Source organism: Paenibacillus sp. HW567 (assembly GCF_000374185.1).
In the GTDB taxonomy this organism is placed as follows: Bacteria; Bacillota; Bacilli; order Paenibacillales; family Paenibacillaceae; genus Paenibacillus_AQ.
This window is the reverse complement of record NZ_KB910518.1, coordinates 6,449,278-6,468,062: the sequence shown is the minus strand read 5'-3', so window position 1 is coordinate 6,468,062 and position 18,785 is coordinate 6,449,278. Positions and strand designations below refer to the sequence as shown.

16 protein-coding genes are annotated in these 18,785 nt (G+C 52.3%); 8 read left to right on the top strand and 8 right to left on the bottom strand.

Annotated features, from left to right (window positions below):
* Positions 1 to 355: 355 nt before the first annotated feature.
* Together B212_RS0128930 and B212_RS0128925 are read left to right on the top strand one after the other, a co-directional pair.
* Positions 356 to 2,236, top strand: coding sequence for a FapA family protein (locus B212_RS0128930; RefSeq protein WP_198015902.1), 1,881 nt, complete (start codon positions 356 to 358; stop codon positions 2,234 to 2,236).
* A 33-nt stretch (positions 2,237 to 2,269) separates the two neighbouring features.
* Positions 2,270 to 3,052 (top strand): MBL fold metallo-hydrolase, encoded by a 783-nt coding sequence (locus tag B212_RS0128925; protein ID WP_028531097.1) that lies wholly within the window; start codon positions 2,270 to 2,272, stop codon positions 3,050 to 3,052.
* 15 nt (positions 3,053 to 3,067) lie between these two features.
* Here the strand turns inward: B212_RS0128925 and B212_RS0128920 are convergent, their stop codons facing one another.
* Together B212_RS0128920 and B212_RS0128915 are read right to left on the bottom strand one after the other, a co-directional pair.
* Positions 3,068 to 3,664, bottom strand: a complete 597-nt coding sequence (locus B212_RS0128920) for a flavin reductase family protein (protein ID WP_019914830.1) — start codon at positions 3,662 to 3,664, stop codon at positions 3,068 to 3,070.
* Positions 3,665 to 3,678: 14 nt separating this feature from the next.
* The gene (locus B212_RS0128915; RefSeq protein ID WP_019914827.1) at positions 3,679 to 4,569 is read right to left on the bottom strand and encodes a DMT family transporter; all 891 of its coding nucleotides are present in this window, start codon (positions 4,567 to 4,569) and stop codon (positions 3,679 to 3,681) included.
* Between the two features lie 95 nt (positions 4,570 to 4,664).
* Here B212_RS0128915 and B212_RS0128910 point away from each other — a divergent pair, with 95 nt between their 5' ends.
* Both B212_RS0128910 and B212_RS0128905 read left to right on the top strand, forming a co-directional pair.
* Positions 4,665 to 5,555, top strand: a complete 891-nt coding sequence (locus B212_RS0128910) for a LysR family transcriptional regulator (protein WP_028531096.1) — start codon at positions 4,665 to 4,667, stop codon at positions 5,553 to 5,555.
* Positions 5,556 to 5,599: 44 nt separating this feature from the next.
* A complete protein-coding gene (locus B212_RS0128905; protein ID WP_019914824.1) occupies positions 5,600 to 6,574 on the top strand; it encodes an aldo/keto reductase in 975 nt (324 codons plus the stop codon).
* Positions 6,575 to 7,231: 657 nt separating this feature from the next.
* On the opposite strand, the gene hcp is transcribed toward B212_RS0128905, so the two are convergent.
* On the bottom strand, positions 7,232 to 8,884 hold the full coding sequence (gene hcp, locus B212_RS0128895; protein WP_019914822.1) for a hydroxylamine reductase: 1,653 nt from the start codon (positions 8,882 to 8,884) through the stop codon (positions 7,232 to 7,234).
* A gap of 139 nt (positions 8,885 to 9,023) precedes the next feature.
* Here hcp and B212_RS0128890 point away from each other — a divergent pair, with 139 nt between their 5' ends.
* The gene (locus B212_RS0128890) at positions 9,024 to 9,731 is read left to right on the top strand and encodes a Crp/Fnr family transcriptional regulator (protein ID WP_019914821.1); all 708 of its coding nucleotides are present in this window, start codon (positions 9,024 to 9,026) and stop codon (positions 9,729 to 9,731) included.
* Positions 9,732 to 9,756: 25 nt separating this feature from the next.
* Positions 9,757 to 10,152 (top strand): RidA family protein, encoded by a 396-nt coding sequence (locus tag B212_RS0128885; protein WP_019914820.1) that lies wholly within the window; start codon positions 9,757 to 9,759, stop codon positions 10,150 to 10,152.
* A gap of 58 nt (positions 10,153 to 10,210) precedes the next feature.
* Here the strand turns inward: B212_RS0128885 and B212_RS0128880 are convergent, their stop codons facing one another.
* The gene (locus B212_RS0128880; protein WP_019914819.1) at positions 10,211 to 10,831 is read right to left on the bottom strand and encodes a sensor domain-containing protein; all 621 of its coding nucleotides are present in this window, start codon (positions 10,829 to 10,831) and stop codon (positions 10,211 to 10,213) included.
* Between the two features lie 172 nt (positions 10,832 to 11,003).
* The gene (locus tag B212_RS33505; RefSeq protein WP_019914818.1) at positions 11,004 to 13,970 is read right to left on the bottom strand and encodes an ABC transporter substrate binding protein; all 2,967 of its coding nucleotides are present in this window, start codon (positions 13,968 to 13,970) and stop codon (positions 11,004 to 11,006) included.
* 179 nt (positions 13,971 to 14,149) lie between these two features.
* Between B212_RS33505 and B212_RS0128870 the strand changes: the two genes are divergently transcribed.
* Positions 14,150 to 15,127, top strand: a complete 978-nt coding sequence (locus B212_RS0128870) for a LacI family DNA-binding transcriptional regulator (protein ID WP_019914817.1) — start codon at positions 14,150 to 14,152, stop codon at positions 15,125 to 15,127.
* Between the two features lie 753 nt (positions 15,128 to 15,880).
* Positions 15,881 to 16,342, top strand: a complete 462-nt coding sequence (locus B212_RS0128860) for a DinB family protein (RefSeq protein WP_019914815.1) — start codon at positions 15,881 to 15,883, stop codon at positions 16,340 to 16,342.
* Between the two features lie 5 nt (positions 16,343 to 16,347).
* On the opposite strand, the gene B212_RS0128855 is transcribed toward B212_RS0128860, so the two are convergent.
* Genes B212_RS0128855 through B212_RS0128845 form a run of 3 tightly spaced genes read right to left on the bottom strand, consistent with a single transcriptional unit; the run spans position 16,348 to position 18,770 of the window.
* Entirely contained in the window at positions 16,348 to 16,539 is a 192-nt protein-coding gene (locus tag B212_RS0128855) for a hypothetical protein (protein WP_019914813.1), read from the bottom strand.
* A 57-nt stretch (positions 16,540 to 16,596) separates the two neighbouring features.
* A complete protein-coding gene (locus tag B212_RS0128850) occupies positions 16,597 to 17,688 on the bottom strand; it encodes a carbohydrate ABC transporter permease (protein WP_019914812.1) in 1,092 nt (363 codons plus the stop codon).
* Positions 17,688 to 18,770: a carbohydrate ABC transporter permease gene (locus B212_RS0128845; protein WP_019914811.1), complete on the bottom strand. Its 1,083-nt coding sequence runs from the start codon at positions 18,768 to 18,770 to the stop codon at positions 17,688 to 17,690. Before B212_RS0128845 ends, B212_RS0128850 begins: the two co-directional genes overlap by 1 nt.
* Positions 18,771 to 18,785 lie beyond the last annotated feature (15 nt).

Here is an 18,785-nt window from a genome sequence, read left to right as displayed (position 1 = left end):
TTTCTTTTCCCCCGCTTCTCTTTACCCTCCTAATTTATGTCAATAATCCAACAATTATCTTCATTTTTCATAATTTATGTCCGAATTCTATTATTTCGGTTGAAAAATCGCTACTTTAGTACTAGAATTAATGTTGTTTGAAGAAGTTTTATTGAACCTCAATACCAGTATTGACCACTTTTGTCGATAACAGTCGATTTAGTTTGCCTCATGCTGCGTGTATATCATTGATCTATTCCTCCAGGCTTGCCAATAGAGACACCATTAGTCAGGTTCACGGCTCCATGATGTTCTTTTCTCTACAGATTACATTGATTATACGAAAAGTGAGGTTACACAAATGGGGCAGCATATTATGGAACAGTCACGTTATGAGTTCTTTGCTTCCATGCTGCTTGGGAGGCCCGATCTCCTGAAACTTTACTCTGTGGATGCTCAGGCGTTTACCGGGCCAGACAGAGATAAGAACGGCGTCATCATCATCCAGAACAACGAAATTTTTATTACCTCGCCTCTGCCTGGCGGCAAGCCGGCTGTAATCTCCGCTCTCCATCCTGTAATTCTGAAGATAAATCAGCAGACCATAACAGCTCCAACCCAAGTAACCGCCTGCGATCAAATAAGCTGGGACATTTGTGAGAAGCCGCAATACCAAATTACCGTATCCGATGATAAACTTAAGGTGTACTTTACACTCTACCGCGCTGAGAGGTACGCCTGGAACCTGGTCAACAACCCTGCCTCAGCCAATGTCACTGTGCGGGCCGAATTGAACCGGGATGTGGTGCTGTCCACCCTTTCCATAGAACAGATTATTGCCGGCTTTGAGAAAAGCCCCCTCATAGGCAATTTGAACATTCCGGCGCTGTACGAAGAACTGCATAACCCTACATATCTTCCTGTATGCATTGCCGAAGGCAAAGCCCCCGTTCCCGGCACGGATGCCAGTCTGGAGCTGCTGTTCCCCGGGAACCTGGAGCATGAATTCAACCGGGGGGAGCAGACTGCAAGTGATGCAGACCGCCAAGTATTACCCCCTGTCCGGGAAGGCGAGGTGTTTGCACGTAAGCTGCCGCCTATAGAGGGGCTGCCTGGCTTTGACGTGTTCGGATATGTGCTGCCGCCACCTCCGCCTCAGGACATTACGCTGGTAGCCGGAGCATCTGCTTCGCTGCAGCCATGCGGCCGGATTAAGTCCCTGCGCAATGGCAGACCGCGCATAACAGGAAGCGGAAGCTTCATCAAAACCATTGATTTCCCCGAAGTCCACATTATTCCTGAGAATGGTGAGGCTCTGGCCGGCATAATCATGTTCCCCGGTGACGTGGTTGTGCACAGGGATATTGAACAACATACAGTAATTGAAGCGCTGGGAAACGTCTACATATACGGAGATGTCTATAACTCGACAATTACTGCCACAGGCAGTATTATGGTCCGGGGCAGGGTTGTGGACAGCGGAATATATGCAGGGGCATTCGGTGTAATGCACAACCGCCTGTGCAGCTTCTCCAAGCTGCTCATGCAAGAGGTCGGCGGGCTGAGAGAAGCGGCCAGGCTGCTGGCGGAGACCGTGGAGTCGGTGCAGCGAACCGTGAAATACGGACTGGTCGTCTTACTCCTGCTGGAGAATAAATACAACCACCTTCCGGCTATGATCAGTAATCTGCAAGAGCTGCTTGCGGGCATGAGCCCTGCCTATCCGCAGGATAACGAACCGCTTAAGCGCATGCTGAATATTTTCTTGCATCCCGGCCAATTTACCAGATTCTTTACGGATAACGTGCTGAGCTCCTTTGAGAAGCTGCTCATGGATTTCTATGACGCAATTGCCTTTTTGCAGGAAGAGAATGTTCGTATTGATATCGCCGGATCTCATGGCAGCATGATCAAATCCGGCGGCAACCTTCATATTCACGAGGAAGGCATTACGAAGAGCAAGCTGTTCTCCTCAGGCAATATTTATTTTGAACGGCACAATTCGGTCTGCGAGTACTCTACCGTAGAAGCAACAGGCAATATCACCGCACAAACAGTTGGCCAGGATGCCGCTTCTGCATCCGCGCTGCTGGCAGGCGGGAAAATTACAGTCCGCAGAATTCAGAACACCTCAGTAACCGTTGGGGAATATTCCGCAGCGATTACTGCACCGGAAGAGGATATCGAATTCACAGCCGAAAGCCTGCAGCAGAGAAATCAGGCTGACACAGACGCAGCTTGCCCTGCTGCCGATTGACAAGACCGCCTTTTCAATATGAGTGAGGTATTTATGATGAATAATTCGTGGTTTACCGTGCAGCCAATTGATGACGTTACCTTTGCCATCAGCGAATACGGGCATTGGGAGAAGGTGCATTCCTTTCTGCTGCTGGGGCAGGAGAAAGCTGCGCTGATTGACACCGGACTCGGAATCGGCAATATCAAAGAAATCACCGACACCTTGACCCGGCTGCCGATTGAAGTTCTTACAACACATGTACATACGGACCATATTGGCAATCATGGGGAATTTGAGCGGATTTTTGTCCATGAGGGAGACCTCGATTGGCTAATGCATGGCATCAAGGGACTGTCCCTAGAGCAAATCCGCCGGGACATCGGCAGGGATATTACCCAGCCGACGCCAGACGGCTTCAACCCGGAGACCTACAAGCCTTTTCAGGGAGCGCCTGCCGGACTATTACACGATGGAGACAGGATTGATCTGGGAGGAAGAACCTTGACCGTATATCATACGCCAGGCCATTCTCCGGGTCATGTTGCTTTTTTTGACGAGACATACAGATATTTGTTTACAGGCGATTTGCTGTATGACGAGACCCCGGTCTATGCTTTTTACCCTTCGACCAGCCCTGTGGATTTGGTTCATTCGCTGGAACGAATAGCAGAAATTGAGGGTGTCCGCACAATCTATGGTTCGCACAACACCCTTGGCCTTGACCCGGAGATTTTAACGGAAGTGAAGCGGGCGGTGCGGTTGCTGCGGGACAAAGATCTGGTTCGTTTCGGCACCGGGCTCCATCAATTCAACGGCTTCAGCATACAGTTCTGAGTTCGTACAAGCTCTCTAATACTGCGGTCTGTCCATATCGAACGTCCGGCCAATGGCCGCATAGGTTGCTCCGGCGAGACGGCTGACCGGCTTCAGCTTCGCGGCATCAATCCGCCCGTTATGAATCAGTTCATCCTCCACATAGAAGCCGAGCACTTCACCGATTATCATATCGCAGTGCTCCAGCTCCACATGACGCGTGAGGCGGCATTCCATCGCGATTTTGCACTCGGCAACACGCGGAACCTTGACCATCTGCCCCGGAACCGGCGTTAGCCCGGCCAGCGTAAGCTCGCTAATGCCTTCCGGCGCATTTATGGAGGTGTGGTTGATAGCGGCGATGTTGTCCTCATCCACGATATGCACCACAAACTCCCCATTGCCAAGAATATTGCTTGCCGTGTGCTTCATCTCTCCGCCGGACTTCCGCACACAGGAGAACATAATCATCAGCGGCTCATCGTTCACAATATTAAAAAAACTGAAGGGCGCAGCGTTCACGATCCCCCGCTCATCTATTGAAGTAACAAAAGCAATGGGCCTTGGGATAATGCTGCCGATCAGCAGCTTGTAATTGTCGTGCGCGTTTTGTTCAGCAGCGCGGATATACATAAAGCACCTCCATATTAATTGGATACACGTCTTACCCTTCGGCTTATCCTTACATTAACCAGAATGATGCTGCTCACGATTAGCACCATACCGATGATCAGATTCAAGGTAATCCGCTCATGCAGCAGGACCACACTTGAACCGATAGAAATCAGCGGAATCAGAAAAGTGAACGAGCCCACCTTCCCCGCTTCTCCCTCTTTGATTAGATTGAAGTATACCATCCAGCCCAGGGCAATGACAAAAACCGAGATGAACAGCGTGTTCACAATAAAAGCCTTGTTCCAGGTAATATCCGCCCAGCTCTCAGTAGCCGATCCGGCTGCCAGCAAAATAATACCGCCGATCATAATCTGCATCGCTGTCATCCACAGCATATCAACCCGTGCGGCGTTGCGTTTCGTATACACCGTCGCCAGAGCCCAGCTTAGCGCGCTCGCCAGAGCCAGCAGAATGCCCGGAACCGAAATGCTGCCGTTGAAGCCGCCGATACTGAGTGAAGCTACTCCAAGAAAGCCGAGCAATAGACCGGCCAATTTCAGCCCGTACATGCTCTCGCCCAGCCACAACCACGCGAAGATGCCCAGCAGCACCGGCTGCAGGAAGACAATGGCCGAGAACAGGCCGGAAGGCACATACTGCAGGCCGATGGTCTGGAAGCCATAATAGAAGACAATACTGAGAAAAGCTGAAATCAGATACACCGGCCACAGCTTGCTGAAATGAAGCTCCTTCCGCTTCGGTAGCGCGGCAGCGATGAGTATCACACCGGCGATAACCGTGCGGATGCCGGCGAACAGCAAGGGCGGGGCATAATTTAAGGCGATTTTGGAGAGAGGCCAATTAATGCCCCAGACAATTACCAGGAAGATAAGCAAAGCTATGGTTTTCTTCTGCTGCCGCATGGATTCACCTCTTGTTCTATTTTCATACCAATGATACAGTAAATATAATCATAATTGAAATGCATAATAATCATGAGGGGCATACCGAATTCGATATGAACAACAACCAAATTCGCCTATTTGTCAAAATTGCCGAAACCGGCAGCTTCACCAAAGCCGGGCAGGACATGAATATGACCCAGCCTGCGGTCAGCCGGGCCATTTCTGCGCTTGAGGACGAGCTGGCGGTGAAGCTGCTGCTGCGCGACCGGCGCAGCGGCCTGATGCTTACCGATATCGGCAAGCGTATCCTTATTATTTTCCGGGAAATTATCATCGGGTATGACAAAGTGGAGCAGGAAATCTCCGCTGAAAAAGGATTGGAGAAGGGAGTCATCCGTATCGGGGCTTTTCCTGTGGCGGCTGCCCAACTGATCCCGGGAGTGATCCGCTCAATCAGCGCCAGATACCCCGAGATCGAGATCAGTCTGGCCGAAGGCACAGTGGCCGAGGTGAAGGAGTGGCTGGCCGCACGTGTGATTGATGTCGGGTTGATCATTCCGCCGGATGACGAGTTCGATACTGTCCCGCTCTTTCGTGAGAAGCTGTACGCGGTGCTTCAGGATGATCACCCGCTCAGGCATAAGGAGGTCATCTGCGTGAAAGACCTTGAAGATGAGCCGATGCTGATCTGCCGGTCCGGCTATGAGCCTCCGGTTGTGGATTTATTCCGCAGAGGCGGCAGCAACCTGAAAGTGAAATATGAGGTTAGCAGCTTCCTTACGGCGCTGAACATGATCAAGGAGGGGCTGGCCGTCGGCGTAATGTCCCAGCTCTCACTGCTCTCCTTGCCGCCTAATGTAATCATCCGGGAGCTGTCTCCTGATGCTTATCGGGACATTCATCTGGCCGTCAACGTTCTGGATGAGCTTTCGATAGCTGCCAAGCTGTTCATGGACACCGCCCTGGAGCTTGCCGGAAATATGGAGAGCACCATACCGTCGTAACTCAGACGGAAGATTATTAATTACAGGAAGAGGAGTGCATTCATTTGAAATACAATCGTTTGGGCAACTGCGGACTGCAGGTTTCCGCACTTGGACTTGGCACCAATGCCTTCGGCAAAAGAGCCGATGAGAAAACCTCGATTGATATTGTTCATGCCTCGCTGGACCAGGGGATCAACTTTATCGACACGGCTAATATTTATGCCGGCTCCGAATCGGAGAGAATCATCGGGCTGGCGCTTGCAGGCAGACGGCAGGACGCGGTGCTCGCCACCAAAGCTGGACTGCCGAAGCACGTTGGTCCGGGAGGAAGCGGCTCTTCCCGCCATCATCTGATGCTGGAGCTGGACGGCAGCCTGCGCCGCCTGAAGACAGATTATATTGATCTGTATCAGATTCACACCTTCGATCCGTATACACCGCTGGAAGAGACGCTGCGCACCCTTGACGACATGGTCTCCGCAGGCAAGGTGCGCTACATCGGTGCTTCCAATTACGCAGCCTGGGAGCTGATGAAGGCGCTGGGTATCAGCGAAGCGCGCAACCTGGTCAAATACGTCTCCATTCAATGCAGCTACTCCCTTGCTGACCGCACACCTGAGGTGGAACTGCTCCCTCTCTGCCTGGACCAAGGCATTGGCATCATTCCCTATTTCCCGCTTGCCGGAGGCATTCTCACCGGCAAATATGCCGGGAACGATGCTCCACCCGCCGGCTCCCGGGCGGATACCGATCCAAGCTTCAGCCGATTCCTCACTCCTGAACGAATCAAGCTTGGCAACCAGGTAAGCGAGATCGCCGGGGAACTGAACATCTCCCCCACGGCGCTCTCCTTAGGCTGGCTGATGCACAGGCCTGCCGTATCTACCGTAATCGTCGGGGCCACACAGGTAGCGCAGGTAGAGCAGAATCTGCAGAGCGTCTCCGTCCAGCTTAGTGCGCAGACGCTGGACAAGTTGGACAAGGCCAGCCGCACCTTCCGCGGCGGCGAGCCGTTTGCTTTCTACCGGCTGCCGTAGCGGCGACGGCCGGGGGGGGGAAGGGTGGGGCCGTTAGGCGGGCCTCAACAGCAGCATTTCTGCCGTTGTTCTGCCCGGTTCCCTCTGGCGGCGCTCCAACAGCGGCATTTTTACCTTTGTTACTGAGCATATCACCCGTTTGAGCCTCAACAGCGGCATTTCTGCCGTTGTTCTGCCCGGTTCCCTCTGGCGGCGCTCCAACANCGGCATTTTTACCTTTGTTGCTGAGCATATCACCCGTTTGAGCCTCAACAGCGGCATTTCTGCCGTTGTTCTGCCCGGTTCCCTCTGGCGGCGCTCCAACAGCGGCATTTTTACCTTTGTTGCTGAGCATATCACCCCTTTGAGCCTCAACAGCGGCATTTCTGTCGTTGTTCTGCCCAGTTCGCCCTGACGGCGCTCCAACAGCGGCATTTTTACCTTTGTTGCTGAGCATACCACCCATTTGAGCCTCAACAGCGGCATTTCTGCCGTTGTTCTGCCCGGTTCCCCCTGGCGGCGCTCCAACAACGGCATTTTTACCTTTGTTGCTGAGCATATCACCCGTTTGAGGCTAACTCTCACATAAGGTGGACAGTATAACATTCTTAACAGCCAAAAAAGCGATACCCCAGACAGAGTGGGGCATCGCTTTTATTTTTTCAGGATACAGGTTTCTTACACCGCTGCAATAAATTTCTCCATATCCTCTTTCACAGTGGTGATTCCGCTGATGCCGAAATTGTCTACCAGCACCTTTGCCACATTCGGGGAAAGGAAAGCCGGAAGGGTAGGACCGAGATGAATATCCTTCACACCCAGATACAGCAGCGCCAGCAGCACGATAACCGCCTTTTGCTCATACCAGGCAATATTGTAGGAGATCGGCAGATCATTGATGTCATCCAGCCCGAAGACTTCCTTCAGCTTCAAAGCAATTACAACAAGGGAATAGGAATCATTGCACTGTCCGGCATCAAGCACACGGGGAATCCCGCCAATATCGCCAAGCGGCAGCTTGTTGTATTTGTACTTCGCGCAGCCCGCCGTAAGGATCACCGTATCTCCCGGCAGCTCTGCGGCAAAATCCGTGTAGTAATTGCGGCTCTTCATCCGGCCGTCGCAGCCCGCCATGACGAAGAACTGCTTGATTGCACCGCTCTGTACGCCCTCCACTACCTTGTCCGCCACATTCATTACAGCAGCATGTGCGAAGCCGCCGACAATCTCGCCGGTCTCAATTTCGGTAGGAGCCACACAGCTCTTGGCCTGCTCAATGATCGCGGAGAAATCCTTCACTCCGTCTGCACCTGGCACAATATGCTGTATTCCTGGGAAGCCTGTATTACCTGTTGTGTACATGCGTGCTTTGTAGCTATCCTTCGGCGGCACAATGCAGTTTGTTGTCATCAGAATCGGGCCGTTGAAGCTCTCGAATTCGCTCGTCTGCTTCCACCAGGCATTGCCGTAGTTCCCTACGAAGTGGCTGTACTTTTTAAAAGCCGGATAATAGTGGGCCGGAAGCATCTCACTGTGCGTATATACATCCACGCCGGTTCCCTCAGTCTGCTTCAGCAGCTCCTCCATATCCTTCAGGTCATGTCCGCTAATCAGAATCCCCGGGCGATTCCCTACACCGATATTCACCTTGGTGATTTCAGGGTTGCCGTAAGTTGATGTATTCGCACGGTCAAGCAGCTCCATTACAGCAACACCCAGCTTGCCGCACTCCAGGACGAGAGCCGTCAGCTCTTCGCCGGTGAGTGTGTCATCCAGCACTGACGCAAGACCCTTTTCCATAAAAGCGTGCGCACTAGGCTCATAATACCCCAGCACCGCCGCATGCTCCATATAAGCTGCCATTCCCTTCAGTCCATAGGTCAGCAGCTCGCGCAGAGAGCGGATATCCTCATGCATGGTCGCGAGAACGCCTACAGACCCCGCCTTAACGAGCATTTCTTCGTCCGTGCCGGCAGTCCAGAGGGCTGCATCATGCCCGGCCAAAGGAATCGCTGAATCTGCAGCCTTCAGCTTGTTTTTCCACTCATCCCGAAGCGCAAGCCCCTCCCTTATTCTTGCCGTGAAGCTCTCCGGGGTGAAGTTCGCATTGGTGATGGTAGCGAACATGCTCTCTATAATAAACTTTTCTGTAGCTGAATCCGTGATTCCAAGCTCGCGGCCGCGCCGTGCAAAGATGGAAATGCCTTTTAGCGTATACAGCATAAGATCCTGGAGATTGGCTACATCGCTGGTTTTACCGCATACACCCTGAATGGTGCAGCCCGTTCCTTTCGCTGCCTCCTGACATTGAAAACAAAACATTTGACTCATTTCCTCACTCCTTAGAATGTCGTCTACCGGGACAGAATACTGCTTCAGCCCGCCTTTACAGGTACCGCTAATTGTAGTAGAATTTCGCCATATATTCGGTAACGGTTGTTACCGATTAATTTAACTTTGGAGGAAATCTATGAAGCCTGACCCAGCTCAGTTGCATAACTGTTTGATTTTTCGGGGGAAGTCAACGGAAGAGATCGGGGCACTGCTGCAAAAGATGAGGTATACGGTCAGCAGCTTTCACAAAAAGGCCATCATTATGGCTGAAGGCGACACTGTGGAAAGGCTCGGCATCGTGCTCTCCGGACGGGTTGAGGTACAGAAAAATCATCCCACCGGCAGCAGCGTAACCATCGCCCATCTGAGTGAAGGACAGACCGTTGGTGAAGCGGTGTTGTTCCGCAGAGAAAATATAGCTCCCGCCACAGTAACCGCCTCAGTTCCCTGCTCGATGATGTTCATCAGCAAGCAGGAGCTGCTTCACCTGTTCACGCTTGATACAGACATGCTCACCCGTTTTCTTGAGAATCTGTCGGAGCGTCTGGTGCTGGTCAACCGGAAGATTCAGATTCTGTCCGCCGGACCGCTCAGACGGCGGATTGTGGATTTCCTGCTGGAGCAGGCGGAACTGCAAGCCTCCGACCTGATCCGGCTCCCTTTCAGCCGAAAGGAATGGGCCGAGCATTTAAATACCGCACGCCCATCGTTATCCCGTGAAATGGGGTACTTGCGTGATCAAGGCTGGCTGTGGTTCAAGGGAAGCGAGATTACGCTGCTAGACCGGGTCAGAATGAATGATTATATCCGCAGCGTTAATGATACAGCGGGTGGCCGAAGCTAAATTTATTGTGAATGGAGAGGATATTATGGAGCGTAAACAGGTGTTTACGGGTTCACCTTGGGAGTCTACTGTGGGGTACTGCCGGGCCATCCGAATCGGAGACCGGATTGAAGTGGCAGGAACAACGGCGATGCAGGGCGGAGAAGTGGTTGGCAAAGGAAATCCGTATGAGCAGACAAGGTTCATTCTGCAGCTCATTGAGAAGGCGCTTGGCGATTTGGGCGCCGGTCTCTCACACGTTGTAAGAACAAGAATGTTCGTTACAGACATCTCCAAGTGGGAGGAATTCGGAAGAGCCCACGGGGAGTTTTTCAAGGATATCCAGCCTGTTGCGACAATGGTTGAGGTAAAAGCGCTGATTGACCCTGAGCTGCTGATCGAAATCGAAGTGGAAGCTGTTGCACCAAGCACTAAAGGATAACTCTACCGAAAAAGCGAGGCAGTCACCTCAGGTAAATGGGGACTGCCTCGCTCATGCATTATGTACTGGATACCGTGCGCACCCATGCGGCGTATAACCGCCCAAGTTTTCTTAAGATCAACGGCAGCAATAGGACTAAGACCAAGCCGATGCCGCCAGCCACCCAGGAACGCTCGTAGGATGACATGTCAGATAGAAGGAACCTCCAAGTGTTATCATATGAGAAAAGCTCGAAGGAGAATAGTCTGTCACTGACCAAATAGGCTAATGGAGACAGTAAAACCCCAAAGGCTGTAGCCGGCAGGACGATAGCAAATGTAAATCCTGCAATCCCTATGGGAAGCTGCGCTAAGCTGTAGATGATCCCCCGGTAGGTTTGGCCTTGACCCAGAAGTGTAAATACCGACCGCCACCCGTCCCCCCGCTGTGGTACTGGACCATCCGTACGTGCAGGCTGTCCATGATCTCCTTGAATCCAGCCCTCCACCACCTGTTCTTCTTGTACCATCATTCTGCGGCACGCAGCAAGTGTCGCTGCCAGCAAGGGCAGCCCGACCCATACTATAATCAGTGGAACACTAACGCATACACCGGCAACTGCTATAACAAATGCCGCGATCCCTTTCGGAAGGGACATTACCAGCAGGGTCCAAGCCTTCACGGAACTTTGTTTTTTCATTATAATAGCTCCCCTTCACTAATCTCCTTTCAGTATAGTTGCTTAATCCTGTATGAACACTAACCCCTGGTCTGAAATGTCTGCCCGACCTTGGTCCAGTCTTTTGTATGGAATGAACCGGCGACCCCGGTCTTCCCCGGCATCAGCATCAGTATCATTCTCAGCACCAGTCTCAGCCTGCCTGTCTGTCCGCAACCCAGCCGGCAACTTCATTTTCCGGGATCGGTCTGCTAATGAAGTAGCCTTGAATCTTGTCACAGCTTGTACGCTCCAGAAAAGCGAGCTGCTCCGGCGTTTCCACACCTTCAGCAGTCACATTCAGCCCCATATCATGGCCGATGGTGACAATGGAGCTGGCCAGCGACATATTGTTCGGCGTATCAATACTGTCGATGAAGGACTTATCAATCTTCAGCGTGGTAATCGGCAACTGCTTCAGATAGCTCAGTGAGGAATAACCTGTCCCGAAGTCGTCCAAGGCGATGCCGATGCCTTTCTGCTTCAACGCCTCCAGCTTGGAACTGATCGCCTCGAAGGATTCCATGAAGATCGACTCCGTGATCTCCAGCTCCAGATACTCCGGTTCAAGTCCGGTGTCTTGCAGCACCTTCAGCACCATGTCCGTGAAATCATCCAGCATCAGTTGAATTACAGAAATATTCACCGAGATATGATAGCCCTCATACCCTTGTCCATGCAGCTCTTTCATGAAGCGGCAGGCGCTCCGCAGCACCCATTCTCCAATGGGAATGATCAGCCGGCAGTCCTCAGCGACAGAGATAAAGGAAAACGGCGACACGAACCCAAGCACCGGGCTGTTCCAGCGGATCAAGGCCTCGAACCCCCAAATATCGCCTGACCCTGTATCCACCAGCGGCTGATAATGCAGCGACAGCTCATCATTCGAAATCGCATTTCTTAAATGATGTTCAATAATCATCCGTTCATCAAAATGCTGCTGCATCGCCTGCCCGTAGATGATATAGGTGCCTTTTCCCGCCTCCTTCGCCTTGTACATCGCAATATCGGCATTCTTCAGCAATTCCTCGGCATTCACCCCATTTTCGGGATACTGCGCAATACCGATACTGGTTGATATATGTACCAAGCTGGCATTCAGCTCAAAAGGCTCCTTGAAGCCTTGAACCAGGGACTCTGCATAGGAGATCACCTCTTCGAACCCTTCAATATTTTCCAGCAAAATTACAAACTCATCACCGCCAAAACGGAAATGCCGGCTGCGTCCGTCCGACAATCCCAAAAGGCGCTCTCCCACCTTCACCAGCAGCTTATCCCCGAAGGTATGGCCCATCGTATCGTTAATATATTTGAAGTTATCAATATCGAGGAAAAAGAGTGCGGCATGCCCGCCGGAGTGCTCCTCAATAAATTTCATCAGTTCTTCGGACAGTGACAGGCGGTTCGGCAGACCGCTCAAAACATCGTTATACGCCAGCAGCCGGTATTTCTCCTCACTGGTCTGCAGCAGCTCCTGATTCTCCACAACCTTGTTGTACTGTTCCAGCAGCTCATCCTGCAGAGCCGTCAGCTCCTCATAGGTTGATTCCAGCTCCTGATAGCTCATCTGCAGCTTGCTCTCGAAGCTTTTACTGTCCGTCACATCTATCATGGACCCGGCAAACCGGATATACTCACCGTCCGCATTCCGAAGTACTTTGCCCCGGGCCTGGAACCATTTGTATTCCCCCGATTTGCTGCGCATCCGGTATTCAGCGTAGTAATAAGAGGAACGCCCTTCCAGATGCCCGGTCCGCTGCCGTTCCTCCTCCCCCGCATCCTCAGGATGGATAAGCTCCCTCCACCCTCCATGGCTCTCATCAATCTCATCGCGTTCATAACCAAGCAGCTCGTACCAGCTATCCGAAAAGTAATAGATCATAGTGGACATGTCCACGTCCCAGATGACCGCATCCGAGCCATAGGTCGCCAGACTGAACCGCTCATTGCTTTTTTCCAGGTTTCTTCTAATCCGTTTCACTAATTGCACATAGAATAACAGAATGAGGATAAAGGCCACCAGGACGGCAAAAGCACCAATAATGCTCAACACCAGCGTCCTGTAGGTCTGATAGAAAGAAAATGGCTTGTTGATAATTTCGCTGCCCGCAGGCAGCTTGCTCTGGGAGATCCCAAAGCGCTTCAGCTCATTGTAATCAAACACATTGCGCACGGTGCTGTCCGTAACAATCGGAATGTCATCTGCACGCTCCCCTTGCAGGATGCGCAGAGCGAATCCGGCTGCCGTCCGGCCTTGAATTTTGCCGCTGATCAGGCTTCCGCCAAAGGCCCCGTTGTTCAGGGCAAAATCGTACATATGATATACCGGAACGCTGCTGCTTCTGCCCAGCTCACTGGCGAATCTCTCGAATTCGGTGATTCTTCCGGTGGAGTCACTATAGTATGTAGTCATGAGAACAATGCTGTCCGAGGAAAGTGTAGACGCGGTTGCTGTAATTTGCTCATTGGAGAGTTGATTCATAGGGATGACCTCAAGCCCCAGCTTCAGCGCGGTAATTTGGTCCATCACCATTTTGCCTGTAGAGAGTCCGCTCTCCGAGTTGTCAAATATGACATAGACCTTACGGATGGACGGGTTGATTTCCATAGCCATCTGAATGGTCCGGCTGGGGTCAATCTTCTCGATAACTCCGGTAATGTTGCTCTTATCCTGAATGGCTTTCACACCCAGTTCATTGACTCCGCTGAATATAATTGGCGCATTATTCAGAACCTCCTTACGGTACTTCAAAGCGAAGTTTGTCGCAGCATCATCTGTGGTGATTACGGCGTCAATCCGGATGTTCTGATATTTGAGCTTGATCGTTTCGTAGAAATGCTGAAGGTTCTCCTGAGTTGGATAACGTTTCCAATCCATGTATTCGGTGTAGATCGCCGGGATATTGGCTGCACTTTTGAGCCGTTCCTCAATACCCGTACTCTGGTCATCGGTCCAGGGAAAACCCTTCTGATAAGAATGCAGCACCAGCACATTTTGCGGCGGCGCAGCTTCCGCTCTGGCGGACAACGGCGGGTACAAGATCGTGCAAAGCATGACAAACAGAAATAGAGGTACAAACCCGCTTTGTAATTTCCTGAGATGAATTTTTCCGACGCCCATTAGCACACTCCCATTCATCTATCTCCAAGTCATGCTTCTATGTTTCATTTCATTAATTATACGGGGAACGATAATTTTTTTAAATATAAAATAGACAGGAGCGGCTGGCTTTGTGGACAGGGCAAGGCATACGGGATAGAATGAATTTGCATTAACCAGCTAAGACAGGAGACATGATTATGCCTACGATAAAAGACGTTGCGCTTAAGGCAGGCGTTTCCGCGACAACTGTATCCCGGGTGCTGAACAACCGGGGATATTTAAGCGAAGAGCTGAAGAAAAAAGTCTACAGCGCGATGGATGAGCTGAATTATAGGCCCAACGAGCTGGCGCGTTCACTCAGCCGCTCCAGGTCCAACATTATCGGCCTCATTATTCCCCATGTCTCGCTGCCCTTCTTCAGCGAATTAACCAGCCATATTGAGGAGCATGCCTACCGGAACGGGTATAAGCTGCTGCTCTGCAATTCCCAGCAGGACAAACATAAAGAGCTTGAATATATTGATATGCTGCGTTCCAGCCGCGTGGACGGCATTATTATGGGCAGCCATACGCTGGAGGTGGAGTCCTACCGGCAAATGAGCTTGCCGCTGGTCACCTTTGACCGGCAGATTTCGCCTGAAATCCCCTATGTCTGTTCGGACAACTATGCCGGGGGACGGCTGGCCACTACATTACTCATTGAAAAAGGCTGCCGGAAGCTGGCCCATATCGGCGGGCATCCGGGCCTGAATATATTATCCCACCGGCGGTATGAGGCTTTTGCCGATACCGCCCGTGAGCATGGCGTATGGCACACTTCGCTGCATACAGACCATAACAGCTTTGATGCCGGCGCATACGAACGGCTGCTGAGGCAGCTATTCCGGGAGCATCCCGAGGTTGACGGCATCTTTGCCGGCAGCGACATCATTGCTGCTTACGCCCTCAAGGCCTGCCGGGAGAACGGGCGGCGTGTGCCCCAGGATGTGCGGATTGTGGGCTATGACGGAATCGCGGTGCGCAGCCTGTTCCATCCCTCCATCAGCACCATCCGCCAGCCGATGGAAGAGATGGGCAGGCTCGCCGTCGATCTGATCATTAAGCAGGTGGAGGGCGGCACCGTTTCTACAGTGAATATTTTGCCGGTGGAGCTGGAGGAAGGCTCTACGACTTAGGGGCTGGGGACGCAGGCGCTGACGCGAGCGGGGCGGCGGCGGCAAGGCGAGACGCGAGCGGTGATCGGGCGCGGGGGTGGCGCACACAGGCGTGGGCCGCACGGTGGGGACGCAGACGGGCGCCCGTAGGAGGGCGTCAAGGCGAAGCGGCGGCAACGCGTGGGCGGACCGGAATCCGCAGCCGGGTCGCGGCGGGCAAAGTGGCGCGGGAGAATCGCCCGGGCGGCAGCGCGTAAGCGGTGCAGCAAGGCGAGCGGCGGCAACGCGTGGGCGGACCGGAATCCGCAGCCGGGTCACGGCGGGCAGAGTGGCGCGGGAGAATCGCCCGGGCGGCAGCGCGTAGAAGGCGCGCCAGGCGAGGGCACGCGGGCTGTGCGCAAGCCGGACTGTGAGCGGTGACGGAACAACGGTTGAAAGGCATGTAGATTACTCCAGTTCGAATCATACCCCGACCGCAGATTGCATCGAGTAAATCTCAGCGATAACTGTACTTTTTACAATTAATCAGGCCAAATGTGCTGCAAAATGAGCTTTAAGTGTATTTCGTACAATTAAAAAGTAGCATTTTCCTCCTAATCGCCTTAATCTGAGAAAATAACTGCAGAGAATACAATTAAACCTTCCACCAGCGAACAATAGTAGCTTTTAGTTGTACGAAATACAACCACCACATCAATGCGGCTCCCTACATAGTTAAACGCGCCCCTTTTTGTCCATTCTTTCTACATAATAATCGAAAGGCGGTGAGGACCAGTGGTCCAGTCCACGATTTCAGCTTTGCAATTGCTTGTGAAGAAGGTTCCGGCAGCATTCGCCTCCCTTTCTGACGAAGAAGCCGCAGCCCCCCGGCCGGGAGGCAAATGGTCCAAGCAGCAGTTGCTCGGACATTTATGCGACTCAGCCATCAACAATCTGTCACGGTTCATCAACGTACAGTACGAACCGCAGCCGCTGAGTCTAGCCTTATATGCCCAGAACGAGTGGATGGCCGCCCAGCAGTACGGCGATGCTCCACGCGGTGAGATCCTGAACCTGTGGGTAAGTGTCAATCAGTCCATCCTTCGGGTCATTTCCAGCCTTACCTCTGACCAGTTAGCCCTTCTCTTCCTGCTGAACAGCGGCGAAATGGTTACCCTGAAGTGGCTGATCGAGGATTATCTGGATCATATGCGGCACCATCTGAGCCAGATCTTCCCGGATCAAAATCTGCTGTAAGCGGCTCATCCAGAGCCGCAGCAATACCGAATACCCCGCCCGGCTTCCAGGTACAGAATCCGGGCGGGGTATAGTTGGAACAGCACCAGCAGGTCGGCTGCGCAAGCTGCGCTGCGCTCGTAGCAGTGAACCGTACCACTGTTCCAATAATAAGCGTAGCCTTCAATGCTCAGCTCGGTAATGCGGGCATCGGTCACTTAAGCATCCCCTGGTTACAGGCAGGATAGCCGTATGCCCTTCAAGGATATACACCGTTAGCCTTTCACCGATCCGCCCATGAGCCCTCTGACAAAATACTTCTGCAGCAGGAAGAAAATCGCCAGCGGCATCAGCATGGAAATGAACGCAGCCGAAGTCAGCAGATGCCAGTCATTGCCGCGTGAGCCGACAAGGTCGGCGATTTTCATCGACATCACCTGCACGGAAGGCTGGTTGCCGATAAAGATCAGCGAGACCAGATAATCATTCCATACCCAGAGGAACTGGAAGATTCCGATTGAGGCCAGGGCCGGTACGGACAGCGGCAGAATCAGTCTGCTGAATATTGTGAAATGGCTGGCACCGTCTATAAAGGCCGATTCGAACAGATCTTTGGGCAACTGACTGATAAAGTTGTACATAAAGTACGTAACCAGCGGCAGACCAAACGCGGTATGCGCCAGCCAAATCCCCAGATAGCTGCCGTTCAGCCCCAGCGCAGTATAATCCTTGAGCACAGGAATCAGCGCCACCTGAATCGGAATGACCAGCATCGCTATAATAATGACGAACAGCGTTTTGCGGCCCGGAAAGCGCAGCCAAGCGAAGGCGTAAGCGGCAAAAGAGGCAATCAGCACCGGAATGACTGTGGCCGGAACAGCAATCGTCAGCGTATTCCAGAAGGCCTGAGATAAGCCTGTGCCCTTTTGCACCGTTTCACTGCCATCCGCCTCCCTCAGCTTGTATTCCTTGCCCGACAGCACATTATTATAGTTGTCCAGCGTAAGGTCCGGTGTGGTTTTCCAGCCCTTCTCCTGCACGTCGAGCGTACGCGCCCTGCGGTTCTCCCATATCAGACGTCTGTCATCGGCCTTAATGCCCGCCTTCAACTCATCGTCCGTATAGGTTTTGCCGTTTACTTCAATCGGCCCCCTCAGGTCTACGTCCTTAGGCAACTGCAGGGTCTCGCCCGCCTTCCACTCCTGATGGGGAAATACCTTCCACCAGCCGGTCTGGAGAATATCCGCCGCAGGACGGAAGGAAGAAATAAACAAGCCGGCTGTCGGAAGCAGCCAGAGGAAGCAGATCATACCAAGTACGAGATTAACGATGGTCTTGCTGCCTTTTCTTTTCTTTTTGCCGGCCATTAGAATCCCCCCTGCTTGCGGAACTGACGCAGATTAATAAAGATTACAGGCAATACCGCGATCAAAAGAACGATAGCCAGCGTCGAGCCGTAACCGAAATTGCGGTACATAAAGAACTGCCGGTAGAACTGTGTCGCCACTACCTCTGTATCGTATTGACCTCCCGTCATCACCATGACGACGTCAAATATTTTCAACGTAAAGACAATAATGGTGGTTGTCACTGTCAGGATCGTGGCGGAAATGAACGGAATCATAATGCCGAAGAAAATCTTCACCTCACCGGCGCCATCCACACGTGCGGCTTCCAGGATGTCATCGGGAACCCCTTTGATCGCTGCGGAGAAAATAACCATTGCAAACCCGGTTTGCATCCAGATCAAAATAATAATGAGGAAAAAGTTATTCCAAGGCTGCAGCATACTCGCCCATGCCTGCGGTTCGCCGCCAAAATAAGTCACAATCGCATTCAGCAGTCCGATTTGCTCGTCGCCGGGCTGATAATAATAGACAAATTTCCAGATTACGCCCGCAGCCACAAATGAGATAGCCATGGGCATGAAAATGATAGACTTGGCGATTTTTTCATAGCTGCTGCGGTCGGCCAAAATGGCAATAAGCAGTCCAAAAGCGACGCAAGCCAAGGTCCCTGCGAACACCCACAGCAGATTGTTACGCAGCGCTATCGCCATGAGACGGTCACTGAAGATTGCGGCATAGTTGCTGAGTCCGACAAATTTTTCCGAAGAAGCGTTGAAAAAGCTTAAATACAGCGTCCGCAGCGCAGGCAGCACCAGCAGCCAGCCGAGAATAATCACCGCCGGCCCAATGAAGACATAAGGCTGCAGCCATCTGCGCACATGGTCGGGATACTGTTCCACCGCCCAGGTCAGTGTATAGTAGATCAGATAAACGCCCAGCACGCCCCACAGCACGGCAAAAATCGCGGTCAGCAGCGGATTCAGCGTAGAATCGCGGAAGAACAAGAAAATCAGCCCGTTGATCACGATGTTGGCTGCAATGACGCCAAGGGATAGCAGCACTGCTCTGACGCTGATTTTTGGCTTTGCTTGTACATCCATTATTGGCTCCTCCTT